Source organism: Shinella sp. 838 (assembly GCF_029623935.1).
Taxonomy (GTDB): Bacteria; Pseudomonadota; Alphaproteobacteria; order Rhizobiales; family Rhizobiaceae; genus Shinella.
Genome location: NZ_JARSBQ010000017.1, coordinates 1 through 24,313 on the forward strand (window position 1 = coordinate 1; position 24,313 = coordinate 24,313).

A 24,313-nucleotide genomic window follows, 5' to 3' on the forward strand; every position below is an offset into this window, starting at 1 on the left:
GCCTGGCCGAACGGCAGGAAGCCGTGTTCTGGATCGCAAAGTTCCCGTCAGTGATCATCGCAGAGGCGATGTAATTTGTTTTCTCGATAATGCGGAAATTTCTTCGGAAGTCAATGGATGGGGCGCAATTTGCGCATCTTCGTGTAATCTGTTTTCTCGCAATGCAGCAAAGTGAGAAATTTTCATGATACCTGTATCGACGGAAGCTGCGACGACAGTGGCGATCGGGTTGAATCCCGTATCGATTTCAACTTGTTCCGCCTTGAGATGTACATTCTGGAATGGCTGGAAGCGCAGGAAAATCAGCGGTATCATGAAAATGTGGTGGCATCTGATGGGTCTGATTTTCATCGATGGTGGGCCTTCATTCCGCACCTCACGCCGATTTGAAGGCAGTGCGTAAAAATTTTTCTGAAAAGCGGGCCCTGTTCTCCTGAAAATTCATGTCCTGACATTCGGTCGAACTGGCACCGTCATGAAAATTCGCGGCACTTCCGGTAATCATCTCCCAGAGCGCCTGGATATCCGGGCAGTCTGGGGCGTCTCTGCAAGGCGGATGGGAAAGCACCCCGGAATGATCCGGTGAATTTCATGCGGTGGCCACCAAGCCCATTGATGCAGGCCGACACTGTGTTATGACTGGGCGAACAAGAAATTTGTTTTCATTTGCGCGCCGAACCGACGCGCCGTGCAGGGGGAGGCCGCAGCCTATGGACCTTTTTCACGCCTTGTCGGATGAGGATGGCCGGTTGTCCGGGCTCGACCGGAAGCTGGCGCAACTCGCGATCGACGATGTCGATTTCGTCGTCAACTCGTCGATCGGCGAGCTGGCCGACCGGGCCGGGGTGTCGCCGCCGACCGTCACGCGTTTCTGCCGTCGGCTCGGCTGCAAGGGCTATCCGGATTTCAAGGTGCAGCTCGCCAGATTGACCTATGTGGGCCTGCGCTATGTCAAGCCGGAGGTGCCGACCGAAACGCCGGAGGAAGTGGCCGAGGATATCATCGCCAAGGCACAGAACGCCCTGTTCCAGCTGCATCGCCAACTGGATTTTGCGGCGCTCGACACCGCCGCCCGCCTGCTGCGCGGTGCCGATTTCATCCAAGCCTTTGGGGCGAGTGGCAATTCGGCGATGATCGTCAACGAGCTGCACAACCGGCTCTTCCGGCTGGGCTGCCGCATCAACGCTTCGAACGACCACAACATGAACGCGATGATCTCCGCGGCGGCCCTGCCGGGCACGGTGGTGTTCGGCTCCTCCTTCACCGGCCGCGATTCGGCGCTCGTCCACTGCCTCGAACTGCTGCGCCGGCGCGGCATTCCCACCATCGTTGTCACGCAGAGCGGCTCGCCCGTCGCGGCGGCGGCGGATGTGGTGATTGCCGTCGAAATGCCGGAGGGCAAGAATATCTTCCGGCCCACCTCCACGCGCTATGCCTATCTCGCGGTCATCGACATGCTGGCCAACCTCGTGGCCTACACTGACAGGACCAAGGCGATGAAGACGCTGCGCAGTATCAAGGAGGAACTGGTCAGCCGGCGCGACGGCGACGACCGCCAGCTCCTCGGCGACTGATCGGGCCAAACCCTCTTTCAGCGCGCGGGTTTCGGCGCTCCGGTGGAAAGCACCTCGACGCGCTGCGTGCCGACCGTACCATCGGCCTCAACGACGGCCTGCCAGCGGCGGTTGCCACAGCGCACCGAAAGCCGCCAGCGCCCGGCATCCGCGCCTTCGCCGCGCTCGACGCGCGAGGCGACGAGGCCGCGGCGCATGTAATCGCGCAGCGTCTGCGTCGGCCAGCCGAAGCGCGCGGCGAGCATGTCGGCCGGCAGGAGGAACTCTCCTGCTTCGTCCCGGCTGAGGACGAGGGGGGTGGCATCGGCTGCACTCATGAAATTGCTTCTCGCGAAATCGGCGCGATCGCCATGGAATCCTCGCCGCGGCTGAACGCGATGGCAAGGCGGAAGGAGTGCGCGATGCGCAGCGCCCGGTCAAGGAAGAGGTCGGCGACTTCAGGCGGGCAGAGCCGTTCGACGGTCATGCGGAACAGCGTGAGCCAGCGGTGGAAATGCTGCTCCTGGAGTTCGGGAATCGCGAGGTGCGGCGGCAGGGGGCGGCCCTCGTAGCGGCCGGTGCGCAGCAGCGTCGCAGACCAGAAGTCGCACATCTTGGCAAGATGCACCGGCCAGTCCTCCGGCGGGATCGCGCTGTTGAAGACCGGGCCGAGCAGCGCATCCGCACGGATCTCGTCATAGAAACCGTGTACCACGGCATGGATCATCGCTTCGTCGAGCACTTCCGGCAACGGCTTGCCGTCGATGACGATGGTGCGGGCAGGGGCGGGGCGGCCTCTCATCGGATCGCCCTGTAGCTGTGCCAGGTGCCATGGCCGAGCAGCGGGAAGATGACGATGAGGCCGAGGAACCCCGTCGCGATGGCGACAACGGTGAGCGCCAGCACGATGGCGCCCCAGGCCAGCATGACCGGCAGGTTGCGGAAGGTCAGCGAAATGCTCGTGCCCATCGCGGTGAAGGCATCCGTCTTCTCCGCCAGCAGCATGGGAATGGCAAAGGTGCTGATGGCAAAGGAGAAGGCGGCAAAAAGCCCGCCGACCGCCGTCCCGACGACGAGCATGCCGAGCCCTTCCGGGGTGGAAAGCAGCATGGCGACGATATGGTCGAGGCCGGGAAAAGGCCGGAGCCCGACGAAGAGCGCGTAGATGATGACGGCGGCACGCATCCAGACCAGCATCAGCAGGCAGAGAATCGCGCCCGTGTACCAGACCTGCGCGCCGGATTCCGTTTTCACGAAGATCATGCGCGACAGGCTTGGCGGGATGCCCTCCTCGAGGTCCCGGCTCTTGCGATAGAGGCCGATCGCCACCAGCGGGCCGACCACCATGAAGCCGGCAAGCGCGGGGAAGAGGATATAGTCGAGCTCCAGGCGGAAGAGGCCCCAGACCACTGCCAGCGACAGGAGGAAGACGGCGAAGCCGTAGGCGAGGCTCGGCAGCGGGTTGCGCCAGAGGTCGCGCCAGCCGGCGGTGAGCCAGCCGAGCGCGGCGCCGGCCGGCAGGTGGCGGCGGCGCTGTTCGGCGAGCGGCACGGGCGCACTACCGGTCTTGTCGGTCGTTCCCATGATATCCTTCCTCTCTTAGCAGGACGGCCGCGCGGCGCGGTACGCGCCGTCCCGGCCCTCCGTCTTCAGGTGTTGCACGCAATCGGGCTGGGATGTCAGCGCGACATAGACGAGATGCGCATTGGCGCCCGCGAAGACGGCAAGGCCGGCTGCGACGACGATGAACGCGGCGAGCCGCCCGGTGATGCGCCCAGGCCGGCGCGTTTCGCTTGCCGCGCCGCTCATCGTGCGCCTTCCGTCAGCGTGCCGACATAGAGCGCCAGCAGCTTGATATCGACCGGCGAAAGGCGGCCTTCCCAATGGGGCATATGGCCCTGCCGGCCGGAATAGACAGAGGAATAGACGGTCTGCGCGCTGCTGCCGTAGATCCACGTTGCATCGGTAAGGTCGGGCGCGCCGGCTTCCGTGCTGCCGCGACCGTCTTCACCGTGGCAGGCGACGCAGTTGGCGGTGAACACTTCCTTGCCGGCCTCGGCTGCAGCCGCATCGGCCTCGCTCATCGGCAGGGCCGAGAGCGAACGCACATAGGCGGCGACGGCTCGCACCTGCCTGTCGTCGAGAATGCCGTCGCGGCCGAAGGCCATCATCTGCGAGACGCGCGTCTCCTCGTTGGTGGAGTTGATACCGATGCGGATCGTCTCGGCGATGGTCTCCGGCTCACCGCCCCAAAGCCAGGCCCTCGCCGCTAGGTTGGGGAAGCCCGGCCCGCCGGTGCCGCGCGTGCCGTGGCAGGCGGCACAGTTGTCGATGAACAGCGTGCGGCCGGTCTCGCGCACATGCTGCATCAGCGTGTCGTCCGCGGCGATCTCCGCAAGGCTCGCCTCGGCGATGCGGCCGGTCCAGGCCGCACGGGCTGCGGCGGCATCCTCGACCTGCTGCGTCACGACGGTGCGCTGGTCGATGCCGAGCAGGCCCTTCGTATAGGAGACGCCGAGCGGCCAGGCCGGCATCAGGATCCAGTAGACGATGGCAAACAGCGTGGTGATGGTGAGGAAGAACAGGACGACGCGCGGGATCGGCGTGTCCAGCTCTTCGATGCCGTTCCACTCGTGCCCGGTGGTGACCCGTCCGGTTGTGGGATCGTGTCTTTCGGTTGCCATGTCCTAGTCCCCCGGCCGGTCGTCTTTGTCGAGAATGCTCGTCTTGGCGCGATCGAAGCGCTGCCGGTTGCCCGGCCAGAGCGCATAGATCACGACGCCCGCGGCAAGCAGGATCAGGTAGAACAGGCCCCAGCTCTTGGCGAAGGCGACGACGCTGTTGTGATCGATGTCCATCGCCTCACTCCGCCGTTGCCGTCTGCTGCTGTGCCGCCTTCGTCAGCTGGCCGACGATCTGGAGATAGGCGACCAGCGCGTCCATCTCGGTCAGAAGGCCGGGATTGCCGTCGAAGGCGCGCACATTGGTCGCCTCGCCGTAGCGCTCGCTGACGCCGGAAGCGCCGGCATCATCGGGGTTGGCCTGTGCACGGGCGTCGGCGGTGGCGCTTTCGATCATCGCATCCGTATAGGGCACGCCGACAGCGCGCTGGGCGGCAAGATGTTCGCCGAGATCGTCGATCCTCAGCGCATTGCGCTTCAGCCAGCCGTAGCGTGGCATGACAGATTCGGGCACCACATCGCGCGGATTGACGAGATGGGCGACATGCCAGGCGTCGGAATACTTGCCGCCGAGGCGGGCGAGGTCCGGCCCGGTGCGCTTAGAGCCCCAGAGCATCGGGTGATCGTACTTCGATTCAACGGCCAGCGAATAGGGGCCGTAGCGCTCCACCTCGTCGCGCAGCGTGCGGATCATCTGCGAGTGGCAGGCATAACAGCCCTCGCGGATGTAGAGATTGCGGCCGGCAAGCTCCAGCGGCGTGTAGAGCCGCATGTCGGGCGCCTCCTCCACCGTTTCGCCGATGGTGAAGAGCGGGGCGATCTCGACGAGGCCGCCGATGGAGGCGACGCCGACGATGGCCAGAACGAAGCCGATGGCATTGCGCTCGAGCTTGCGGTGGAAGAATTCCTTCATCGTCATTCTCCTGCCTGGGCTGCGCCGGCCTTGCCGTAGAGGGGAACGTCGCCGGCCGGCTCTGCGGCACGCGCCTGTCGCGCCATGCGGATCGTCATCCAGACATTGAACGAGCAGACGACGGCGCCGGAGAGGAACAGCAAGCCCCCGAAGGCGCGGGCGATGTAGTAGGGATGCATGGCGACGAGGCTGTCGATGAAGGAATAGGCGAGCGTGCCGCTGTCGTTGTAGGTGCGCCACATCAGGCCCTGGATGATGCCTGAATTCCACATGGCGAAGACGTAGACGACGGTGCCGGCAAGCGCGAGCCAGAAGTGCACCTCGATCAGCCTGGGCGAATACATGCGCTCCGTCTTCCACATCCACGGCACGAGGGCGTAGAGCGAGCCGAAGGTGATCATCGCCACCCAGCCGAGTGCGCCGGCATGCACATGGCCGACGGTCCAGTCGGTATAGTGCGAGAGCGAGTTGACGGCGCGGATCGCCATGAAGGAGCCTTCGAAGGTGGAGAGCCCGTAGAACACGGCCGCGACCATCATGAAGCGCAGGGTCGCGTCGTCACGTACCCGGTGCCAGGCGCCGTTGAGCGTCGCGAGTGCGTTGCCGGCGGATGCCCAGGACGGCACCAGCAGCACGATGGAGAAGGTCATCCCGAGGGTCTGCACCCATTGCGGCAGGGCCGTGTAGTGCAGGTGGTGCGCGCCCGCCCACATATACATGAAGGTGATGCCCCAGAAGCTGATGATCGAGAGGCGATAGGAGAAGATCGGCCGCTCGGCGCGCTTCGGCAGGTAGTAGTACATCATGCCGAGGAAGCCGGCCGTCAGGAAGAAGGCGACGGCGTTGTGGCCGTACCACCATTGCGTCATGGCGTCCTGCACGCCCGCGAAGAGCGAATAGCTCTTGGCATGGCCGAAGGAGACGGGCACGGCGAGGTTGTTGACGATATGCAGCACCGCCACGACCAGGATGAAGGCCATGTAGTACCAGTTGGCGACATAGATATGCGGTTCCTTGCGGCGCTGCAGCGTACGGATGTAGATGAAGAAATAGACGACCCAGACGACGACCAGCCAGATATCGGCATACCATTCCGGTTCGGCATATTCCTTCGACTGCGTCATGCCCATCAGGTAGCCGGTGGCGGCGACGAGACAGAAGAGATTGTAGCCGATCAGCACGAACCACGGGCTGAACTGGTCGGGCAGTCGCGCGCGACAGGTGCGCTGGAGCACGTGGAAGGAGGTGGCGATCAGCGCATTGCCGCCAAAGCCGAAGATGACACCCGACGTGTGCACCGGCCGGAGGCGTCCGAAGCTCGCCCAGGCACTGTCGACGAAGGTCAGTTCCGGCCAGGCGAGCAGCGCGGCCACCCAGACGCCGACGAACATGCCGACCACCGCCCAGGCGAGCGACAGGATGATGCCGACCCGCGTCGGGTCGTCATAATATTCGGAAAGCCGGCTTTCCGGCGGCTCCGGGGAAAAGAGTGCGGAGAGCACGACGAAGCCGAGGCCGACGCTGAAGACCAGCACGATATAGCCGTGCACGGCCAGCGGATCACCCCGCCCGGCCACTGCCATGGCGAGCCCCGTCAGGGCGAGCGCGCCGAGCACGAAGAGGGCCAGATGGCGCTCCGAAACCGTCAATCCCGATATCATCGATATCTCCTCTTCGCGTTTCATGCCGCTTCGGCAATGCCGAGCAGCGGACCGAGCGCGGCCCTGTTGCGGACAATATCCTCAAGCGTGTATTTGTCGAGGACTGCAAGGAATGCGGCAAGCGCCTCGTGCAGCATGCCCTTCAGCCGACAGGCCGGCGATATGGCGCAGGCCCGCCCGCCTGCCTGCATGCATTCGGCCAGCGAGAATTCCTCTTCCGTCGCCCGGACCAGCGCGCCGACCGGGATGTCGGCCGGCGCCTTCGCCAGCCGGATGCCGCCCGCCCGCCCGCGCGTCGTCTCGACGAGGCCGAGATCGCGCAGGGTCTGCGCCACTTTCAGGAGGTGGTTGCGCGAAAGCCCGTAGGCCTCGGCGACGTCGTTCACCGTGCACACGCCATCCGGCCGCGTCGCCACGTAGATCAGCATGCGCAGGGCATAGTCCGTGTGGAGCGTCATCCGCATGTCTTCGTCTCCCGCTCGGGCATAAAAAGGTATCTTGAGTACCACTTTTAACGCAAGCCCTGACCGGCCGAAAGTGCAATAGCGTCGCAGGGCCGGGAAGCCCTGCATTGGGTCAGGCGGAGCCGGTGAGGCGCTTCGTCCAGTCCTCGACCCGGTTGCTTTCCAGCCGGCGCGCGGCGTGGCTGCGCCAGCTCTCGGCAAGGCGTTCGAGCGCGGCGATGCCGGCCAGTTCCGAGCGGTTGAGCGGATCGATGTAGAAGGCGCGCCAGATGCGCGTCAGCGTCCATTCCGGCGCGCGACGCTCGCGCAGGACGAGGCGGTCGGCGGGCGAGACGGTGCCGGGCGTGAGCACCCGATAGTACCAGCCGGTCCGCCCGGTCGACTGCACCAGGCGCGCCATCTCCGTCCGGCCGAAACGCTCGTTCAGCTTCCAGCAGGGCTGCCGCCCCTGGTTGACCTCGAGGACCGCGGAGCCGAGCTCGAAGACGTCGCCGATCGCCACCATGCTCTCCGTCAGCCCGGTCGTCGAAAGGTTCTCGCCAAAGGCGCCGGGGCCGGCGAGAAGCGGATGCGGCCCGAGATCGCTCGCCCAGTCGGCATAGTGCTCGAAGGGATAGTGATGCACGGCCTTTTCCAGTCCGCCGTGCCGTACCGTATCGCCCTGCGCGTCGCCGGCAAAACCGGTCTCGGTCAGCGCAAGCGCATGGCCGACCGGCGATTTCACGATGCCGCTCGGCACGCCGCGTGCACCCAATGGCGCGACTTTGCCGATACGCAGGCTGAGCAATGCAAGTTCCGTCATGGCGTGACAACCAACGGTGTCGGTACGGCGCAGCGGCCGTCGGCGCAGGTGCCGTCCCCGGCTGCGGCGGACTGTACCGGAGCCGCGGAAAGCGCCATGGCGATCCGTGCTCCGACGGCGATGTCGTCCTCCACGCCGAACGCCTGGTGCAGGATTGTGCCGTCGCGTCCGATCAGTACGGAGGAGGGGGTTCCGCGCAGCCTGAAGCGCTGCATCGTCACCGGAATATCCGACCCCTCCTCGGCCTTGTCGATGCCAACAGGGGATTTCAGCCGGTACTCGTGGAGGAATGCTTCGAGAGTGACCGGCGACATGGCCGCATGGTGCTCGAAGACCGTGTGGATGCCGATGACCTGCAGATCCGTATGGGCAAAGACGCGCTCGATGCGCTGGACCTGCGGAATGGCCTGCGCGACGCAGCCGGGGCAGAGGAGCTGGAAACTGTGCAGGAAGACCGGCCGCCCGCGCAGGCCGGCCAGTGTCAGCGGGACCGGCGTGTTGAACCATTCGCTGATCGCAAGTTCCGGAGCAAACGCTGTCTCAGGCGCGGTCATTGGCGCCTCCCGGTATGGTGGCTCTGGCCGGGCTGTGCGTGCCCGTTGCATCGCAGGGGCCTGTGAGGGTAAATCTCGGCATGTTCTTTCCTTTCATTTGCCTGGAGGGGAGGAATGGCCGGTCCGGCAATGGCAGTTGCCGGACCGGCACCGGGTCATTCTGCCGGCACGACCTTGCCGGGCAGGCTGAGATCGCCCGAGGCCACCTTGAACACGTTGCTGACGCACAGCAGCGGCGCATGCAGGTTGCCGTTGACCTTCAGACCCGCCGTCACGCCGTCGAACGAAGCCCCCTTGATGCCGCCGATCAGCGAGAGGGGAATGGCCACATCCACCGTATCGCCCTTGAAGCTGGTCGGATATTCCGGGCTGTCGATGAGGAGCGGAACGCCAGGCCAGGTCTCGGGCACTTTCGGCTTGGTGCCTTCCGGAATGTCGATGACCTTGAGGCCGCCGCTGCAGGCCTTGTCCTCGGCCAGCACCACCCAGTGGGGATGCCAGACATGGCGGTTCTTGCCGCCCTTGGCCGCATCGTCGAAATCCGGATGGAAGGTGACGGCGAGCGCGACGATGCCCTGGCCCTTGTCGAAGCCGATTTCACCGCTGTCGAGGCTCGTCGGCCAGACATAGGCGTAGACGCTGGAGCCTTCGAACTTGCCCGTCGCATCGGGCTTGTCCTTGCCTGCTTCGCCGCGCACGCGGGTGGTGAAGATCGCGCTGTCGCCCTTGGTGACGATCGTCGTTTCGATGATGTCGAATGCGGCCTGTACCGCCTCGGCGGGCTCTGCCTTGATGGAATGGGCGGAGGCTGTCGTCAGCCATAGCAAAGCCGTTCCGGCGGCGAGTGCCCCGGTTGTAAATCTGCCGAACATGATGGTCTTCCTTTCGTTTGCCTGGAGGGTTGGGATTATCCCGTCTGAAAGGCATCCCAGGTGGCAGCCCGGGATGCGGGATCGGCTTCATCGTGATCGCGGCAATCGACGCGCAGCTCGCGCTGGCCGAAGGCGGCATCGACGAAATGACAGTGATGGGGGCGCGCGGGATCCGCATGCGCGAAGGGCGCGAAGTGACGACAGGTCACGCACATGCGCTGGACGGGGATCGCCTCCGCCACCTGTAGCTGCCGGATCATCTTGACGAGGGCGAGAAGCAGCGCTTCCTGCTCGTGTTCGTCGAGCGCGCCGAGGGCCTCGGCGGCAAGGCCATCGCCGGTGTCCGAGGCCGCAAGGGCTGCAAAGCCCGCTGCCGTCGGCACCACGCGCACCGCGCGCCGGTCGCCAGCTTCCGGCCGCTTCTCCAGATAGCTCTTGCGCTCCAGGGCGTTGATCGAATCCGTCGCCGTCGGCTGCGAAACGCCGAGATGGGCGGCAATCTCGCGCACGCCGAGACCGTCCACCCCGCGTCCTTCCAGCAGCGTCAGGATGGCGAGCTGCGTCGGGTTGAGCCCGCTTGCCTTCGACCGGTTCCACTCGTCGATGCGCATGGCCATGCCGACGCGGGAAAGACCTTCGCGAAGGCGCTCGGTGATCGAATGGGGGTCCTTGATCGTTTCCATGTGCGCAATATATAGGAGTCCTATATATCTTCAAGGGCGCCATGAAAATTGTTCAGGCCGCCATGCGGGTGGCGGCCGGACGGTGTATGTAAAAGTGGGGCAGGTGAGGCCCGGGCTGAGCCGATCCCTGGTCACACGCGACGCATGGTCGGCGTCAGAACGACGCCTTCAGCTGGCCGCCGATGTTCCAGTCCGGTTTGTCGTTTTCGCGGAACGTCGCGGAAACTGCTGTGTCGAGCTGCCAGCGTTCGTCGAACTTCCAGCCGACGCGTCCGCCGAGCGTCGCGAAATTCTGGTCGTCTGCATTGCCCCTGGCGTCGCCGACCCAATCGACTGAGGCTTTTGCGCCGTTCTTTCCGGCGAAGGTGCGGCCGACCGCGCCGAGGATCGTGTAGTCGAGCCTTTCGTCCAGCCTGCGGCTCCAGGCGAACTCCGCGCTCACCGTGTCCGAGGCGGAGCGACCACCCTTGATATGGCCCGCGAAGAGGTTCTTGCCGGAGGCATCCTCGTCATAACCGTCAAGGTCGAGCCAAGAGCGTGTGAAACGCGTGGAGAGCGCGAATTCGTTCGCGGCATCCGGTGCATAGATCACGCCGGCCCGCCCATAGGCGCTGAACAGCGAACCGGAGGCGTTGCCGCTGGCGAAGACGATCGAATCGAGATTCTGGTAGCTGCGCGAGAACGAGGCCGAAATGTCGGGCGATCCCCAGGCGCCGACTTCGCCGAAGGCGCGCCAGGTGGCCTGCGGGCTCGTATAGCGCACCGCACCGGCAAAGAGGCCGAGCGTGTCGAGCGCGACATCGGTGCGGTTCGCATGAACCATGGCGGCACCGCCGAGAACGCTGACGCCGCTGCCTGCCTCCCAGCGCCCGTTGAAGCCGGCAGCCGCATCCGAGCTTGCGAAGGCTGCGACATAGCTGCCCTCGTCGAAACGGCTCTGCTGGCCGAGCAGGTTCTGCGCGGTGTCCATCAGGTCGAGCGCGATGGACTGCCGCTGGCGGGCGATCTGGTCGAGCGAGGCGACGACCGAGGCCGTGGTCGTGTAGCCGATGCGGGCGAAATCGATGGAATCGATCGCCAGCGTGGATTCGAAGCCGTTTTCGTCGAGCGGCCCGCTCGCGCCGAGAATCACGGCGAGATCGAGCGTTTCCGAGCCCGAAACGCCCACTTTGTCGGAAATGGCGACATCGTCCTGCAGGGGACCCTTGATCTCGTATTGCAGGATCTTCTTGCCGTCCTGCGTGGTGCGCAGCGAGGCGGTCTGGCCGTCCTCGGTCGTCGTGAAGCCGCGATAGTCCACGGCGTAGACGGTATGCCCGCCCGGCTGGGTCACGGGCACGGACAGCTTGCAGGTCGTGGTCGTGCGCTTCTTGCCCGATGCACCGCCGGCCGTCGCGGAAAAATCGTCGAAGAGAATACTCGTCGCATTGCCATCGGGCGAATGCGTTGCGGAAAACGTTCCGTCGGCGCAGCCGTTTGCCGCGTGGGCGAGCCCCGGAAGCGGGATCGAGGCGGCGGCGAGGAGGGCGAGGCGGATCGGAAGACGCATACGAAAATTCCCTGGATGCAGGCCGGGCGGCGAGGGCGCCGCCCGGTTCATGAAGGCGCAGGATAGGGCGTTTTCCCTTTCAGGAAACGCACCAGACTGGGTTCAGCGGCACTTGCGCCACTGCAGCTGATAGATGATCGCGGCCTTCACGTCCTGCGTATCGACCGTCGCCATCGCTTCCTGGCCACGCGTCGTGTTGACGCGGATGCTGGAGTTGGTGCGCAGGTTGACGTCCTCGCCGCAGGCCGACCAGACCAGCGATTCCGCCGTCAGCTTGTTGGAGATCAGGTAGTCTTTCTCCTGCGGGCCGGTAAAGGTCTGGCGGAAAGCCGGGCCGCGCGTGCCGGCGAAGAAGTATTCGACGTTGAACTGCGAGCGGGCGCCGCGCGGCAGCTGGTTGAAGCCGCGATAGTCGATGGCGAGCACCGAGACGCTGCGGCCCTGCGGCACATGAACCGGGATCGCGACGTTGCAGGTCTTGCGGTCGAAGGACTTTCCGGTCTCGCCACCGGCTTCCACGACGTACTCGTCGAACAGCAGGCTGAGAGCCTTGCCGTCCGGGCTCAGGGTTGCGGCGACGCTGTTGGCCGGGCAGCCGCTACCGCCGTAGCCGGGCGTGCCGAGCGAGATGTCATCCGCCTGGGCATGGGCAGCCGTGGCAAGAAAGAGAGATGCAAGCAGGATACCAGCGGTTTTCATGGAATTTCCTCGATTTCGAACCGAACCTGACGTTCGTTCAAGATATGACAGCGGCGACCTGAACCGTCTCTGAGCACTGCGTTCATTCTGGAGTCATCCGGCTTGTGGCAATCTGTACGCTACGCAGTTAACAGCGTTTTAAAGAAAAATGTCCGTAAACGAGCCTTTAAAGGGCAAAACCGTGGCAGGCCGTCTGCTTGGGCCTGTTCGAATGCAAGGAGAAGCGAAATGCGCATTGTCCCTGGCGTTCCAAGGATTTTGCTGATCGTACTGGCAGCCGGTGCCGTGCTTGCCGGTTGCACCACGGAACGCGCGCCGGATGTGCGCCCCGGCTATTCCGGCTCGGTCTCCCCGGCGATGCGGGCGCATCAGCGCCGGCAGGCGATCCGCGCCGAGGAGGGCGGCTACCGGCGGCTCTACCGCCCGCGGGATTGCCGCTACGGCGCGCGCCCCTGTGGTGGGTATGCGACGTTCAACCCGTCCTGAGCCGCAAGGTCAGGCATAGACCACTTCGGCAAGTCGCCGGCAGCCATCGACGAGGTTCGGTTCCTGCAGCAAAGCGCCGCCGACGAGATACATGACGTCCTTGCCGTAGACCGCACGCATATCAGGCACGCGGGCGAAGTTCACGCCGCCGCCGGGTGTCGGGGCACTCGCCTTCGGCCCACCCATCCCGGTGCCGCAGGCCTCGGCAATCGACCGGCATTCTTCCCGGGTGAAGCCGAAACGGCCGCCGAAATTCGGAAAGACCACCGCGTCCGCGCCCATCAGCCGGTGTAATGTGCCGTAGAAGGCACGGTGCGAGAAGCCGCAATCCGGCGAAACGACATTCGCGCCGGAAAAGGCGGGGTGCGCGACGATGGGCAGGGAAAAATCCGGATCCGCGGCGAGCGTGCGCGCCACGTCGTAGCCGGCAAGCGCCGGGGCGATCATGACGGCGCCCGCGCCGGCGGCCTCCGCCTCCTTCGCCCGTTCGAGGATCACGCCCGCAGGGCCGGTAATGTTGGGCACGAAGCTCGTGCGCCCGCCGCTCTTGGCATTCGCCTCGCCGACCGCCTCGACGCAGGCTTTCAGCCGCTCGGAGAACGGCGCGGTCTTCTGATCAACGAGTCCATGGTCGTCCTTCACGTAGTGCATGCCGCCGAGCGCAAAATCATGGGCGAGCCGGGCGAGTTCAGCAGTGGAAAGACCGACGGGCTTGATCGCCGACATGAGGAGCGGCACATCGTCAACCCCGGCGCGTGCGCGCAAGCCCTCAATGCCATGGCGCGGTCCCCCGCAAAGCGAAAGCAGACCCGGTGAGAGGCCGATATCCTCGACCTTGAGGCCCGGTTTGATCGAGCTGTTGCCGAAGACGATGTTGAGGAACTGCAGGAAATCACCCCCGACATCGTCCTCGGAATAGGAGATCGTCGCGAGGAAGCCCGCGCGCCCGTCCGGAGCCTTTTCCAGCGTCTCCAGCCTGCCGAGGATTTCGTCCTCCACATGGCCCTTCGGCACCACGTCGCGCGGGATCTCGACCGTCTGCTCCAGCGCGATGTCGAGCGCCCGCATCTTCGCCTCCGCCGCATCGGCAGCGCGGACGAAATAGCGGACGGTGAAGCGCGGCGCCATCAGAGCGCCTCGGCCTTCTGGGCCGAATGCACATGGTCGAGGCGCACCTCTGCCAGTTCCTCCTCGCCGATATCGAGCGTCTTGCCGAGCAGCGCCTCGATGGCCGCGACGAGCGCGCCGGCATCGAGCCCGTATTTCTTCATGAGATAGGGTTTTGACGCGCCATGGGCGAAAGTATCATTGAGGCCGAGGCGCTTCAGGCGGATGCCCAGCCCTTCCTCGGCGAGGATTTCCGCCACCAGCGAGCCGAGGCCGCCGACGATCGTATGGTTTTCCAGCGTGACGATGCCCTTCTTGCCGCGGGCAGCCTTCAGGAGGCCGTCCCGGTCGAAGGGTTTCAGCGTCGAGGCGTGCAGGTGGTGCACGCCGAGGCCGCGCGTTTCCAGCGGCTGGATCGCACGCAAAACTTCCTCCGTGCAGACGCCGGAGGAGACGACGAGAATGTCGTCGCCTTCCGAAAGCGTGCGCAGCCTGTTGAATTCGAAGGGCGTCGAGAAGAGGCGGGGCACCTCGCCGCGCAGGACGCGCACATAGACCGGCCCGTCGATGCTGTCGGCGACGTCGAGCACGGTCTCGACTTCGGTCGCGTCCCCTGTTTCGAGGATCGTCATGTTCGGCACGGCCCGCAGCACGGCGATGTCCTCGATCGCCTGGTGCGTGATGCCGCCGGGTGTGGTGATGCCGGGCAGAAAGCCCATCAGCCGAACCTTGCGGTTTGAATAGGCGATGGAATTGATCAGCTGGTCATAGGGCCGGCGGTAGAGAAAGACCGAGAAAGTGTGCAGGAACGGCCGGAACCCCTGCATGGCAAGGCCGCCGGCGAAGGACAGCATGTTCTGCTCCGCCATGCCGAGCGAGAGGAACTGGTCCGGATGCCGGTCGCGAAAACCATCGACCTCGCAGGAAGAGGTGAGATCGGCGGAAAGGCAGAGGACCTCCGGCCTTGCGCTGGCGAAGGCCTCGAATGCCCCGGCATAGGGGCGGTTGACGATTTCGACCATGGTCAGGCCCCTTCCATCGCGTTCACGTCGACGCCGAGTTCGGCGGCGAGCGCCGCCTGCATTTCCAGCCGCTCCTCCGCGCTTTTGAAGCGGACATAGTGCAGGCGCGGAAAACGCTTCTTCAGAAAATCCATGCCCTGATAGGGCGAGGTGTTGGCGAGGATGACGAGCGGCTTGCCGGCCTCGGCGCTGTCCGCTGCAGCGCGCAGCGCCCCGAGATCATGGCCATCCACCGAGCGGCAGGTGACGCCGAAGGCGGCGACCCGGGCGGCAAGATCGCCGAGATCGAGCACGGAGGACATCGCTCCGTCGCATTGCTGGCGGTTCACATCGACGATGACACGGATATTGTCGATTCTGTGGTAGCTCATCGCTGCAAGGCATTCCCAGGTCTGGCCCTCCTGGAATTCGCCATCAGACATGTAGACCCAGACCTTGCCGGGCTCCTTTTTCCGAAGCCGCGCGAAGGCGACGCCCGAGGCCATGGAAAGGCCCTGTGCCAGCGAGCCTGTCGTCACTTCCATGCCGGGGCTGTGCTCGGCGCCGATCATCTCGACCGAACCGCCATCCTTGTTGAAATGGTCGAGTGCATGCTCGTCCATGCGGCCGGTCTCGATCAGCGCAGAGTATATGACGAGCGCATAATGGGCGGGCGAGATGAAGAGGCGGTCGAATTCAGGCCCGATCGGGCCATGGTAGCCGGCGCCGGTGAAGGCATCCGGATTGTGCGCCGAGGGCACGCCGCGGAAGGGCAGCGGCACCTTCGGCAGCGTCGGTTCTCCGAGCTTCAAAAACTCGTTGTAGAGCAGGGCCAGGCTCTCGGCGGCCGAGCAGGCCTGGCTGAGATAGCCGCCGTTGTTCTTCATCGTGTGGAAGAAGACGCGCCGGCGGATGCCGAGCGCGATGTCCTCGGTGGATTTTCCGTTCGTAAGGCTCATCGTCTCAGCTCCGTTCGGGGAAGAGCGCCTTCAGGCCCTCGGGCGAAGGCGTGGCGATGCCGCGCTCGGTGATGAGGCCGGTGATGAGGCGCGCCGGCGTGACGTCGAAGGCGGGGTTCGCCGCCGGGCTGCCTTCGGGCGAGATGCGCACGCTGGCGATCGAGCCGTCGGCTGCGCGGCCCTGCACGAAGTTCACCTCGTCGCCGGCCCGCTCCTCGATCGGGATTTCCTTGACGCCATCACGCACCGTCCAGTCGATGGTGGGCGAGGGGAGCGCTACATAGAAGGGCACATTGTTGTCGCGTGCGGCGAGCGCCTTCAGATAGGTGCCGATCTTGTTGCAGACGTCGCCGTTCGCCGTGGTGCGGTCGGTGCCCACGATGACCATGTCGACATCGCCGTGCTGCATGAGATGGCCGCCGGCATTGTCGACGATCAGCGTGTGCGGCACGCCGTGACCGTTCATCTCCCAGGCGGTGAGATAGGCACCCTGGTTGCGCGGCCGCGTCTCGTCGACATAGACGTGAACGGGGATGCCTTCCTCGACAGCCATGTAGATCGGCGCGGTCGCGGTGCCGTAGTCGACGGTCGCCAGCCAGCCGGCGTTGCAATGGGTGAGGATACGCACCGGCTCGCCCGGCTTTTTCTTGGCCGCGATCTTACGGATCACGTCGAGGCCGTTGGCGCCGATGGCGCGGTTGAGCTCGACATCCTCCTCCGCGATCTCCGCCGCGCGCTTGTAGGCGGCGGCCGCGCGTTCGCCTTCCGGCAGCGGACGCAGATGATCGCGCATCGCGTTCAGCGCCCAGCGCAGGTTGATGGCGGTCGGGCGCGTTTCGTTGAGTTCCTCCCAGACGGCGTCGAGATGCGCATCCGACGGGTCCTTCGCCATGGCGATGGCGACGCCGTAGGCGGCGGTGACGCCGATCAGCGGCGCGCCGCGCACCCACATGTCGCGGATCGCCGTGGCAATGTCGGCGACGGTCTTCAGCGTCACGACGCGGAATTCATGCGGCAGCCAGCGCTGGTCGATGATGTCGACGGCGCGGCCGTCCTCGTTCAGCCAGATCGTATGGTAGTGGCGTTCTCCGACTTTCACGCGAGAATCTCCTTTTCAAGCCGCTCCACGGTCTCGCGGATGTCGCGGAGGCTGTGGATGCGCTGCCGGTTGACGGCGAGGTGACGCCCGAGTTTCAGCGCCTTGGTTTCGCAGGGCGCGCGGCGATCGGGGTCGGCGATGGTTTCGAAATCGGCGTTGTGGGCAAGGCCGAGGATACGGCGGTGGATCTCGACACCGGCGAAGCCCAGCATCTCGCACCAGATCTCGTCGATGACGATATTGAGGGCCTGCTCAGCGGCAAGCGGGTCACCGCGATCCTCGAAGAGGCTTGCCTGATAGAGGATGCCGCGGCGCTCCGTGCGCCAGAGATGGGCGAATTCGGCCCGGAATGTTTCCCAGAGCGTCTCGATCGTGTCGAGCAGGTAGGCGCGCACATCGTCGCGCGCGCCGGGCGCCGTCTCGTGGCCTGCCTGCGAAAAATAGCTCATCCAGAAATTGGCGATCAGCATTCCGACGTCGAAGCTGATCGGGCCGTAGAAGGCGAATTCCGGGTCGATAACCCGTGTTTCGTCATCCGTCACCATGACGGAGCCGGTGTGCAGGTCGCCATGGCAGAGCGTTTCGGCCTTGGCGGAGAAGAGGTGTTTCAGCCGTTGCGCCTCCACCTTGAGGTCGCGGTCGGTGCGCAGCTCCGCGACGATGGGGTCGAGCTGCGGTGTCGTGTGGCGGTTGAGAGCGGCCTCGAAATAGGGATCGGAAAAGACGAGGTTTTCCGTGATGTCGCAGAGTTCGACATTGTCGGAGAACAGCGCGAGATCTGCCTTCTTCTCCCGCGTCGGCATGGAAAGATCCGAGCCGCGGAACAGCGTGCGGGCGGCAAAAAGCCCAAGGTCGCGGCCGATTTTTGGCAGTTGACGCCCGTCGATCAACGCACGCCTCAGGATAACGTGCGGTGCCAGGTATTCCATGACGATGAGCGCCTGCGCCTCATCGAAGAAGAGGATTTCCGGCACCATGCCCGGATCGCGCGCGGCCTGCCGTGTCAGCGCGTGATACTCGAAGAAAGAGCGCTTCAGCGGCAGCGGCCAGCTTTCGCCGACCAGCCGCACATAGGGCAGCGCCTGCTTGACGATCGCCGCACCCGTATCGCCCGTCACGATGAAGACGAGATTGAGGTTGCCGTCGCCGACCTCCTTGACGGTCCAGCGGGAAAAATCTGCGCCGATCTTTTCCTTCAGGGCAGCGTTGCCGCTCAGCCGATCCGGCAATGTCTCGGCGCTCAGCGCTGCGAAGACCTGGCTTTCCATGTGCTTCTCCTCCTCGGCAGGACACGGCCTCCACTGCCGGTCATCCCCCCGTTCTTGCGCACAGCTAAGGCGGCATTCTGTCAAATGTCAATGGCCTTGACATTTGATGATAGCCTATCCTAACCTGCCTTCATCGGGAGGAGAGAATGAGCGAACAGGCGGTGTTTCGCATTGGGGGCGTGCGCAAATCCTTTGGGCCGGTAACGGTGCTCCAGGGGGTGGACCTCGACCTCAAGGCCGGCGCGGTGACGGTTTTGATGGGCGCGAACGGCGCCGGCAAATCCACGCTCGTGCGCATCCTTTCCGGCGTCTACACGCGCGACGACGGAGTGATCACGCTTGCCGGCAAGCCCTTCGAACCGGCGACGCCCGCCGAGGCGATCCGTGCCGGCGTCGTCACGGTGCACCAGAACATCAACGACGGCGTCGTCGCCGATCTTGACGTCGCGACGAACCTCACGCTCGACCGGTTGAACGGGCGCGGCGCAAAACTGTTCTTCAATCCGCGCCTGGTGCGCCGCGAGGCCGCGGCTGTCGCTGCCCGCATGGGTCTTGCCATCGATCTTGCGGCCAATATCAACGATCTGACGCTCGCCGACCGCCAGATGGTGGCGATCGCGCGCGCCATGGCGCATGAGCCGAAGGTGCTGATCCTCGACGAACCGACCTCCTCGCTTTCCAGTGCCGAGGCCGATCGCCTGTTCGATCTCGTCGACCGGCTGAAGGCACGCGGCGTCGCCATTCTCTACATCTCGCACCGCATGTCGGATATCCGGCGCCTTGCCGACAGCATCCTCTCACTGCGCGACGGCCGTATCACCGGCCGGTTCGAAGGGCCGGAGCTCGATTACGAGGGCGCGGTCGACGCCATGCTCGGGCGCAAGGTCTCGGCCGGCGCGATCGCCGTGCGCGAGGCGGGCGCTCCGGTCTTTGGCGTGCGGGGCCTGAAACTTTCCGAGCAGGCGCGGCCGTTCGATTTCGACCTCGGTGACGGCGAGATCGTCGCTGTCACCGGCCTTGTCGGTGTCGGCAAGACGGCACTCGCCGAAACGCTGTTTGGCGCCCGCGCGCCGGCAGCGGGCGAAATGACGCTCGATGGCCGGTCCTACGCACCGACAAGCACGGGCCAGGCGATTGCCCGCGGCGTCTTCCTTGTCGCCAAGGACCGCGCGATCAGCGGCATCGTGCCCGATTTCAACATCTACGAGAATATCAGCCTGCCGTTCCTGCGCCGGCTCTCGGCCTTCGGCGTCGTGAGCCGACGGGCGGAAAAGGCGAAGGCGCGCCGGCAGATCGATGCGCTCGGCGTCGTCTGCCGCAGCGAGCGCGACGAGATGCAGACGCTGTCGGGCGGCAACCAGCAGAAGGTCATGGTCGGCCGCTGGCTCTCCGAGCCGTCGCGCCTCCTCATCCTCGACGAACCGTTCCAGGGCGTCGACATCGCCGCCCGCCGCGATATCGGCGAGAAGCTGCGCGCCTCGGCCGCCGGCCGCTCCACCATCCTCTTCCTGACCGAACTCGACGAAGCCTTCGAGGTCGCCGACCGCATCCTCGTGATGTCGGAGCAGACCATCGTCGGCGAGCACCGCAACGCCGACATCGACGTCGAGCGGCTGCTCTCCGAGATCGCCGGGCAATTCTATCAACAGGTCAATGCATGATGATGAGTGAAGAGAGCAAATCCGCCGCCACCGGCGCCGTTCCATCGGCGACCCTGAATTTCAGGGAAGCCGCCATCAAATATGGCTTCCTCGTGCTGCTCGCCGGCATGGTGCTCTATTTCTCGCTGGTGACGGGCGGTTTCGCCTCGCCGCAGAGCGCCGTCTTCATCCTGCAGTCCGTGTCGATAACAGGCATCCTCGCGCTCGGCGTCACCGCGACGCTGGTCGTCGGCGGCTTCGACCTTTCCATCGGCTCCGTCGCGACAACGGCGATGATGGCCTCCTCCTATGTCATGGTGGTGATGGGCGGCGATGCGCTGACGGCGACGCTCGCCTGCCTTGCCGTCGGCGTTCTCGTCGGCCTCGTCAACGGCATCATCATCGTCTACATGCGCGTGCCGGATCTGCTCGCCACGCTCGGCATGATGTTCCTCCTGCTCGGTCTCCAGCGCATCCCGACCGAGGGACGCTCAATCGCGACCGGCATGACGCTGCCGGACGGCTCAACGGCGACAGGCGCCTTCAGCCCGGCCTTCTTGGCGCTCGGCCGCCACCGGTTCGATTTCATCCTGCCCAATCTCGTGCCGGTGTCCGTCGTCGTGCTGATCGTGCTTGCCATCGTCATCTGGTTTTTCCTCGAATACACCCGCTTCGGCCGCATGATGTACGCCGTCGGCTCCAACGAGCGGGCGGCGAGCCTCGCCGGCGCGCCGGTCAATGCCTACAAGATCTCGGCCTATATCATCTCGGGCGTCTTCGCCTCGATCGGTGGCATCTTGCTTGCCGCCCGGCTCGGGCGCGGCGACATCGCCTCCGGCAACAACCTTTTGCTCGACGCCGTCGCCGCCGCGCTGATCGGCTTCGCCGTGCTCGGTGCCGCCAAGCCGAACGCCTTCGGTACCGCCGTCGGCGCGCTTTTTGTCGGCATTCTGCTGCAGGGCCTGACGATGATGAACGCGCCCTATTACACGCAGGATTTCATCAAGGGCGCGGTGCTCGTCATCGCCCTGATCTTCACCTTTGCGCTCTCGAAAAGAGGCAAACGCTGAAACCGCCTGACAGACAATCAAAAGTTCACCAGTGGAGGAGACTGACATGAACCTTACTCGCAGAACCCTGGGCAAGATAACGCTCGGGCTGATGGGCGCGGCGGCTTTCGCCGTGCCGTCCTTTGCCGCCGATATGCCGGCGCCCTTCGACAAGCCCGGCGACGTGAAGATCGCGCTGGTGCGCTATCTTTCGACCGGCGACTTCTTCCAGTCCTATCTTGCCGGCGTGGAGGCGCAGGCCAAGGCGCTGGGCGTCAACCTGCAGGTCTTCGACAGCCGCCAGGACGCCGCCCTCCAGGCCGACATGGTCGACCAGGCGATCGCGCTCGGCGTGCAGGGCATCATCATCCAGCACGGCCTGACCGAATCCATGAAAGAAGCCGCCCAGCGCGCGGTCGATGCCGGCATCAAGGTCGTCGCCTTCGACGTCAACGTCGAGAACGAGAAGATCCCGCAGATCGAACAGTCCGACCGCGACCTCGCCCGCCTTGCCCTCGAGCAGGCGATCAAGGACAACGGCGAGAGCTTCAAGGCCGGCTATGTCTATGTTGCCGGCATCGCGCCGCTCGACCGTCGCGACGAGACCTGGAAGGAATTCAAGGCGAAGTATTCGGGTATCAACGAGGCCGCCCAGTTCGGCACGATGGACAACCCGATCGCCAATTCCGTCGCCAACCAGGCTCGTTCGGTGATTTCCGCCAACCCCGACATAACCGTGATGTTCGCCCCCTATGACGAATTCGCCAAGGGCGTGAAGATCGCCGTCGACGAGGCGGGCCTCTCCTCCAGCGTGAAGATCTACTCCGCCGACATCTCGACCTCCGACATCGCCGCCATGCGCGAATCCGGCTCTGCCTGGGTCGCGACGGCCGCGACGAACCCGGCGGTGGTCGGCCAGGTCTCCGTCCGCTCGCTGGCCATGCTGCTCGCCGGCGAAGACCCGGGCAAGCAGGTCATCGTCCCGCCGACGCTGATCACCCAGAAGGACCTCAACGATCAGGACATCAAGAACATGGAAGAGCTGGGCGTGAAGCTGCCGCAGTTCGCCCACGCGGATGTGGCCATGCCGGCGTGGATGCCGAAGCCCTGAATGCTGAACAGGAGAATGCAAAAGGGGCGGTCCATAGGCCGCCCCTTTTGCATATATATTGAGGAAGGGCGGAGCAGACTGTGTGCGCCGCTCGAAACTCAGCGCATCGCCGCCGCGATATTGCCGCCGTCGACGGTGGTGACATCGGCGGTCGTGCGCTCGGCGAGGGCGTGGTGCACGAAGGCGCGGGCGACGTCGTCCGCGGTCACCTCGAGGCCGAGCAGGTTGCCGCCCATGTAATCCTTGACGGACAGGCCGCGGGCGGCGGCACGGTTCTCGATCATCTCGTCGTTGAGCAGGCCCGATCGGATGCGGTCGGCGTTGACGGCGTTGACGCGGATGTGGTCGGCTCCGTGTTCCAGTGCGTATTGCCGCGAGAGGAACAGCGTTGCCGCCTTCGGCAGGCCGTAGGCGCCGAACTTCGCGCCCGGATTGACCGCCTGCTTGGAGGCGTTGAACAGCAGCACGCCGCCGGTCTTCTGTGCCTTCATGATGCGCACGGCGTTCTGCGCCACGCTCTGGTGGGCGAAGAAGTTGAGTTCGAAGCTCTTGCGCAGCAGCGCGTCGTCCATCGTGGCGATCGGGCTCTCCCAGGCGGCGCCGGCATTGGAGACGACGATGTCGACGCCGCCGAAGGTGGCGACGGCCTGATCGAAGGCGGCGCGCACGGAGGCAGGGTTGGTGATGTCGGCAGAAACGCCGATCGAACCGTTGCCCGCGGCCTTCGCCACCGCAGCGGCCTTCTCGCCGTCGAGGTCGAGCACGACGGCATGCGCGCCCTCCGCCACGAAGGCCTTGACGATCGCAGCACCGATGGCGCCCGCACCGCCGGTAACGAGCACGACCTGGCCGGTGAAGGGTTTTGGTTTGGCGCCGGCAAGTTTTGCCTGTTCCAGCGACCAGTATTCGAGGTCGAAGAGGTCCGGTCGGCTCACCGGCTCGAAGCGGCCAACGGCTTCCGCGTCGCGCGCGGCCTCGATCCACATCTCGCCGACATCGACGGCGATCGTCGCATCCTTGTAGGTGCGGCCATGGCCGAACAGGCCAAGGCCCGGCACCAGCGTCAGGCGCGGCATCGGATCGAGCATGATGCGCTTGACGTCGTCGCGGGCGTCGTTGCTGCGGAAATACTCGGTATAGTCGGCTGCAAAGGCGGCGACCCGTTCGTCGATCACGGCGCGATAGCCGGCAAGATCGTCCTTCGCCGGGGCCGGCAGCACCATCGGGCCCGTCTTGATGCGGATCGAAAGGTCGGGCGTCGACACGCCGCGGGCGGCCATGTCCGCAACTTGCGTCGCGTTGACGAAATCGAGGATGGCGGGGGAGGCGCGGAAGACACTGACCATGCGGTCGTAGCGGCCTTCGCCCCTGTCGACGGCGACGGCGCCGCGCAGCATCGGCGCGATGTCATTGGGGTCGGCGAGGGCAGCGGGTAGGACGGCTGGTGTGAACGGATTGCGGCCGTTCCGCTTCACATGGTCCTCCGCCAGCGTGACGTAGTGGATCATCCGGTCATAGGCTTCCTTCGCCGTCTCGCCAAAAGTGAAAATGCCGTGCTTGTCGAGGATCAGGCCCTCGACCGTCGGGTCGCGGTCGAATACGTCGGCGGCCGCCTTGGCGAGTGCGAAACCGGGCATGATATAGGGCACGAAGCCCATCTTCTTCCCGAAAAGCGCGGCGCACATTTTCGCGCTTTCCGCCTGGTCGGCGATGGCGAGAATGGCGGTCGAATGGGTGTGGTCGACGAATTTGTGCGGCAGGAAGGCATGCAGCAGCGCCTCCACCGAGGGGTTCGGCGCGGCGGGATCGATGAGGTTGGCGCGCAGCAGCGTCACCATGTCCTCGTCCGAGAGTTTGGCGAGCTTGCGGCTTTTCAGGAGCGGAGTGATCTTCACGGCGGGCAGGCCGGGCGGCTCGATCGTGCCCATGTCCCAGCCGCTGCCCTTGACGCAGAGCACGGCATGGATGTCGCCGACGAGGTCCGTCATCTCCGTCTTTACGGAGGTGTTGCCGCCGCCATGCAGCACGAGCCGCGGCTCGCCGCCGAGCAGCCGCGTCGTGTAGGTGCGCAGTGCCAGGTCCCGGTTGATGCCTTTGGCTGCATAGCCGGCGACGGCCCGTTCCGCCTCGTCGTCGCGCCAGAGATTTTCCATCGTGTTCAG

27 protein-coding genes are annotated in these 24,313 nt (G+C 65.0%); 5 read left to right on the forward strand and 22 right to left on the reverse strand.

The annotated features are described in order from the left end of the window. Nucleotides 1-54 precede the first annotated feature (54 nt). Nucleotides 55-315: a hypothetical protein gene (locus tag P9A16_RS31100; RefSeq protein WP_278026309.1), complete on the reverse strand. Its 261-nt coding sequence runs from the start codon at nt 313-315 to the stop codon at nt 55-57. A gap of 395 nt (nt 316-710) precedes the next feature. Here P9A16_RS31100 and P9A16_RS31105 point away from each other — a divergent pair, with 395 nt between their 5' ends. Next, nucleotides 711-1,574 (forward strand): MurR/RpiR family transcriptional regulator, encoded by an 864-nt coding sequence (locus tag P9A16_RS31105; protein ID WP_023515334.1) that lies wholly within the window; start codon nt 711-713, stop codon nt 1,572-1,574. A gap of 17 nt (nt 1,575-1,591) precedes the next feature. Here P9A16_RS31105 and P9A16_RS31110 read toward each other — a convergent pair whose 3' ends face one another. The 15 genes from P9A16_RS31110 to P9A16_RS31180 form a co-directional block, all read right to left on the reverse strand. Further along, nucleotides 1,592-1,891 (reverse strand): DUF6522 family protein, encoded by a 300-nt coding sequence (locus tag P9A16_RS31110; RefSeq protein WP_024270619.1) that lies wholly within the window; start codon nt 1,889-1,891, stop codon nt 1,592-1,594. Further along, entirely contained in the window at nt 1,888-2,355 is a 468-nt protein-coding gene (locus P9A16_RS31115) for a group III truncated hemoglobin (protein WP_023515685.1), read from the reverse strand. The genes P9A16_RS31110 and P9A16_RS31115 overlap by 4 nt, the downstream gene beginning before the upstream one ends. Beyond that, nucleotides 2,352-3,137, reverse strand: coding sequence for a DUF2189 domain-containing protein (locus P9A16_RS31120; RefSeq protein WP_023515684.1), 786 nt, complete (start codon nt 3,135-3,137; stop codon nt 2,352-2,354). The genes P9A16_RS31115 and P9A16_RS31120 overlap by 4 nt, the downstream gene beginning before the upstream one ends. A 15-nt stretch (nt 3,138-3,152) precedes the next feature. Further along, the gene (locus P9A16_RS31125; protein WP_023515683.1) at nt 3,153-3,362 is read right to left on the reverse strand and encodes a hypothetical protein; all 210 of its coding nucleotides are present in this window, start codon (nt 3,360-3,362) and stop codon (nt 3,153-3,155) included. Continuing rightward, complete coding sequence (gene ccoP, locus P9A16_RS31130; RefSeq protein WP_023515682.1) at nt 3,359-4,237, reverse strand: cytochrome-c oxidase, cbb3-type subunit III; 879 nt, start codon at nt 4,235-4,237, stop codon at nt 3,359-3,361. The genes P9A16_RS31125 and ccoP overlap by 4 nt, the downstream gene beginning before the upstream one ends. A 3-nt stretch (nt 4,238-4,240) precedes the next feature. Then, entirely contained in the window at nt 4,241-4,411 is a 171-nt protein-coding gene (locus P9A16_RS31135) for a CcoQ/FixQ family Cbb3-type cytochrome c oxidase assembly chaperone (RefSeq protein ID WP_023515681.1), read from the reverse strand. A gap of 4 nt (nt 4,412-4,415) precedes the next feature. Then, on the reverse strand, nt 4,416-5,147 hold the full coding sequence (ccoO, locus tag P9A16_RS31140; RefSeq protein ID WP_023515680.1) for a cytochrome-c oxidase, cbb3-type subunit II: 732 nt from the start codon (nt 5,145-5,147) through the stop codon (nt 4,416-4,418). A gap of 2 nt (nt 5,148-5,149) precedes the next feature. Further along, nucleotides 5,150-6,808 carry a cytochrome-c oxidase, cbb3-type subunit I gene (ccoN, locus tag P9A16_RS31145; protein WP_024270618.1) on the reverse strand — a complete coding sequence of 553 codons (1,659 nt, stop codon included), beginning with the start codon at nt 6,806-6,808 and terminating at the stop codon, nt 5,150-5,152. Between the two features lie 20 nt (nt 6,809-6,828). Beyond that, a complete protein-coding gene (locus P9A16_RS31150; protein WP_023514674.1) occupies nt 6,829-7,272 on the reverse strand; it encodes an Rrf2 family transcriptional regulator in 444 nt (147 codons plus the stop codon). A 112-nt stretch (nt 7,273-7,384) separates the two neighbouring features. Next, nucleotides 7,385-8,074 (reverse strand): MOSC domain-containing protein, encoded by a 690-nt coding sequence (locus tag P9A16_RS31155; RefSeq protein WP_278026310.1) that lies wholly within the window; start codon nt 8,072-8,074, stop codon nt 7,385-7,387. Then, complete coding sequence (locus P9A16_RS31160; RefSeq protein ID WP_023514676.1) at nt 8,071-8,628, reverse strand: redoxin family protein; 558 nt, start codon at nt 8,626-8,628, stop codon at nt 8,071-8,073. Before P9A16_RS31160 ends, P9A16_RS31155 begins: the two co-directional genes overlap by 4 nt. A 155-nt stretch (nt 8,629-8,783) precedes the next feature. After that, entirely contained in the window at nt 8,784-9,500 is a 717-nt protein-coding gene (locus tag P9A16_RS31165) for a hypothetical protein (RefSeq protein WP_023514677.1), read from the reverse strand. 35 nt (nt 9,501-9,535) lie between these two features. Then, nucleotides 9,536-10,183, reverse strand: a complete 648-nt coding sequence (locus P9A16_RS31170) for a MarR family winged helix-turn-helix transcriptional regulator (protein WP_023514678.1) — start codon at nt 10,181-10,183, stop codon at nt 9,536-9,538. A gap of 154 nt (nt 10,184-10,337) precedes the next feature. After that, the gene (locus P9A16_RS31175; protein WP_023514679.1) at nt 10,338-11,732 is read right to left on the reverse strand and encodes a DUF4360 domain-containing protein; all 1,395 of its coding nucleotides are present in this window, start codon (nt 11,730-11,732) and stop codon (nt 10,338-10,340) included. Between the two features lie 102 nt (nt 11,733-11,834). Beyond that, nucleotides 11,835-12,431, reverse strand: a complete 597-nt coding sequence (locus P9A16_RS31180) for a DUF4360 domain-containing protein (protein WP_023514680.1) — start codon at nt 12,429-12,431, stop codon at nt 11,835-11,837. Nucleotides 12,432-12,659: 228 nt separating this feature from the next. Here P9A16_RS31180 and P9A16_RS31185 point away from each other — a divergent pair, with 228 nt between their 5' ends. Continuing rightward, nucleotides 12,660-12,917, forward strand: coding sequence for a hypothetical protein (locus P9A16_RS31185; protein ID WP_023514681.1), 258 nt, complete (start codon nt 12,660-12,662; stop codon nt 12,915-12,917). Nucleotides 12,918-12,926: 9 nt separating this feature from the next. On the opposite strand, the gene P9A16_RS31190 is transcribed toward P9A16_RS31185, so the two are convergent. From P9A16_RS31190 to mtnK, 5 genes are read right to left on the reverse strand one after another with little or no spacing between them, the layout of a single operon-like run. After that, nucleotides 12,927-14,045 (reverse strand): RuBisCO large subunit C-terminal-like domain-containing protein, encoded by a 1,119-nt coding sequence (locus tag P9A16_RS31190; RefSeq protein WP_023514682.1) that lies wholly within the window; start codon nt 14,043-14,045, stop codon nt 12,927-12,929. Continuing rightward, the gene (locus P9A16_RS31195) at nt 14,045-15,046 is read right to left on the reverse strand and encodes a transketolase family protein (RefSeq protein WP_023514683.1); all 1,002 of its coding nucleotides are present in this window, start codon (nt 15,044-15,046) and stop codon (nt 14,045-14,047) included. Before P9A16_RS31195 ends, P9A16_RS31190 begins: the two co-directional genes overlap by 1 nt. Before the next feature lie 2 nt (nt 15,047-15,048). Then, nucleotides 15,049-15,984 carry a transketolase gene (locus P9A16_RS31200; protein ID WP_023514684.1) on the reverse strand — a complete coding sequence of 312 codons (936 nt, stop codon included), beginning with the start codon at nt 15,982-15,984 and terminating at the stop codon, nt 15,049-15,051. Between the two features lie 4 nt (nt 15,985-15,988). Beyond that, the gene (mtnA, locus tag P9A16_RS31205) at nt 15,989-17,083 is read right to left on the reverse strand and encodes an S-methyl-5-thioribose-1-phosphate isomerase (RefSeq protein ID WP_023514685.1); all 1,095 of its coding nucleotides are present in this window, start codon (nt 17,081-17,083) and stop codon (nt 15,989-15,991) included. After that, a complete protein-coding gene (mtnK, locus tag P9A16_RS31210; RefSeq protein ID WP_023514686.1) occupies nt 17,080-18,351 on the reverse strand; it encodes an S-methyl-5-thioribose kinase in 1,272 nt (423 codons plus the stop codon). The genes mtnA and mtnK overlap by 4 nt, the downstream gene beginning before the upstream one ends. A gap of 146 nt (nt 18,352-18,497) precedes the next feature. Here mtnK and P9A16_RS31215 point away from each other — a divergent pair, with 146 nt between their 5' ends. From P9A16_RS31215 to P9A16_RS31225, 3 genes are read left to right on the forward strand one after another with little or no spacing between them, the layout of a single operon-like run. Beyond that, a complete protein-coding gene (locus P9A16_RS31215; protein ID WP_023513570.1) occupies nt 18,498-20,012 on the forward strand; it encodes a sugar ABC transporter ATP-binding protein in 1,515 nt (504 codons plus the stop codon). Then, entirely contained in the window at nt 20,012-21,061 is a 1,050-nt protein-coding gene (locus tag P9A16_RS31220) for an ABC transporter permease (protein WP_051758668.1), read from the forward strand. The genes P9A16_RS31215 and P9A16_RS31220 overlap by 1 nt, the downstream gene beginning before the upstream one ends. 46 nt (nt 21,062-21,107) lie before the next feature. Then, complete coding sequence (locus P9A16_RS31225) at nt 21,108-22,151, forward strand: substrate-binding domain-containing protein (protein WP_023513568.1); 1,044 nt, start codon at nt 21,108-21,110, stop codon at nt 22,149-22,151. A gap of 98 nt (nt 22,152-22,249) precedes the next feature. Here P9A16_RS31225 and P9A16_RS31230 read toward each other — a convergent pair whose 3' ends face one another. Further along, nucleotides 22,250-24,304, reverse strand: a complete 2,055-nt coding sequence (locus tag P9A16_RS31230) for a bifunctional aldolase/short-chain dehydrogenase (protein WP_023513567.1) — start codon at nt 24,302-24,304, stop codon at nt 22,250-22,252. Nucleotides 24,305-24,313 lie beyond the last annotated feature (9 nt).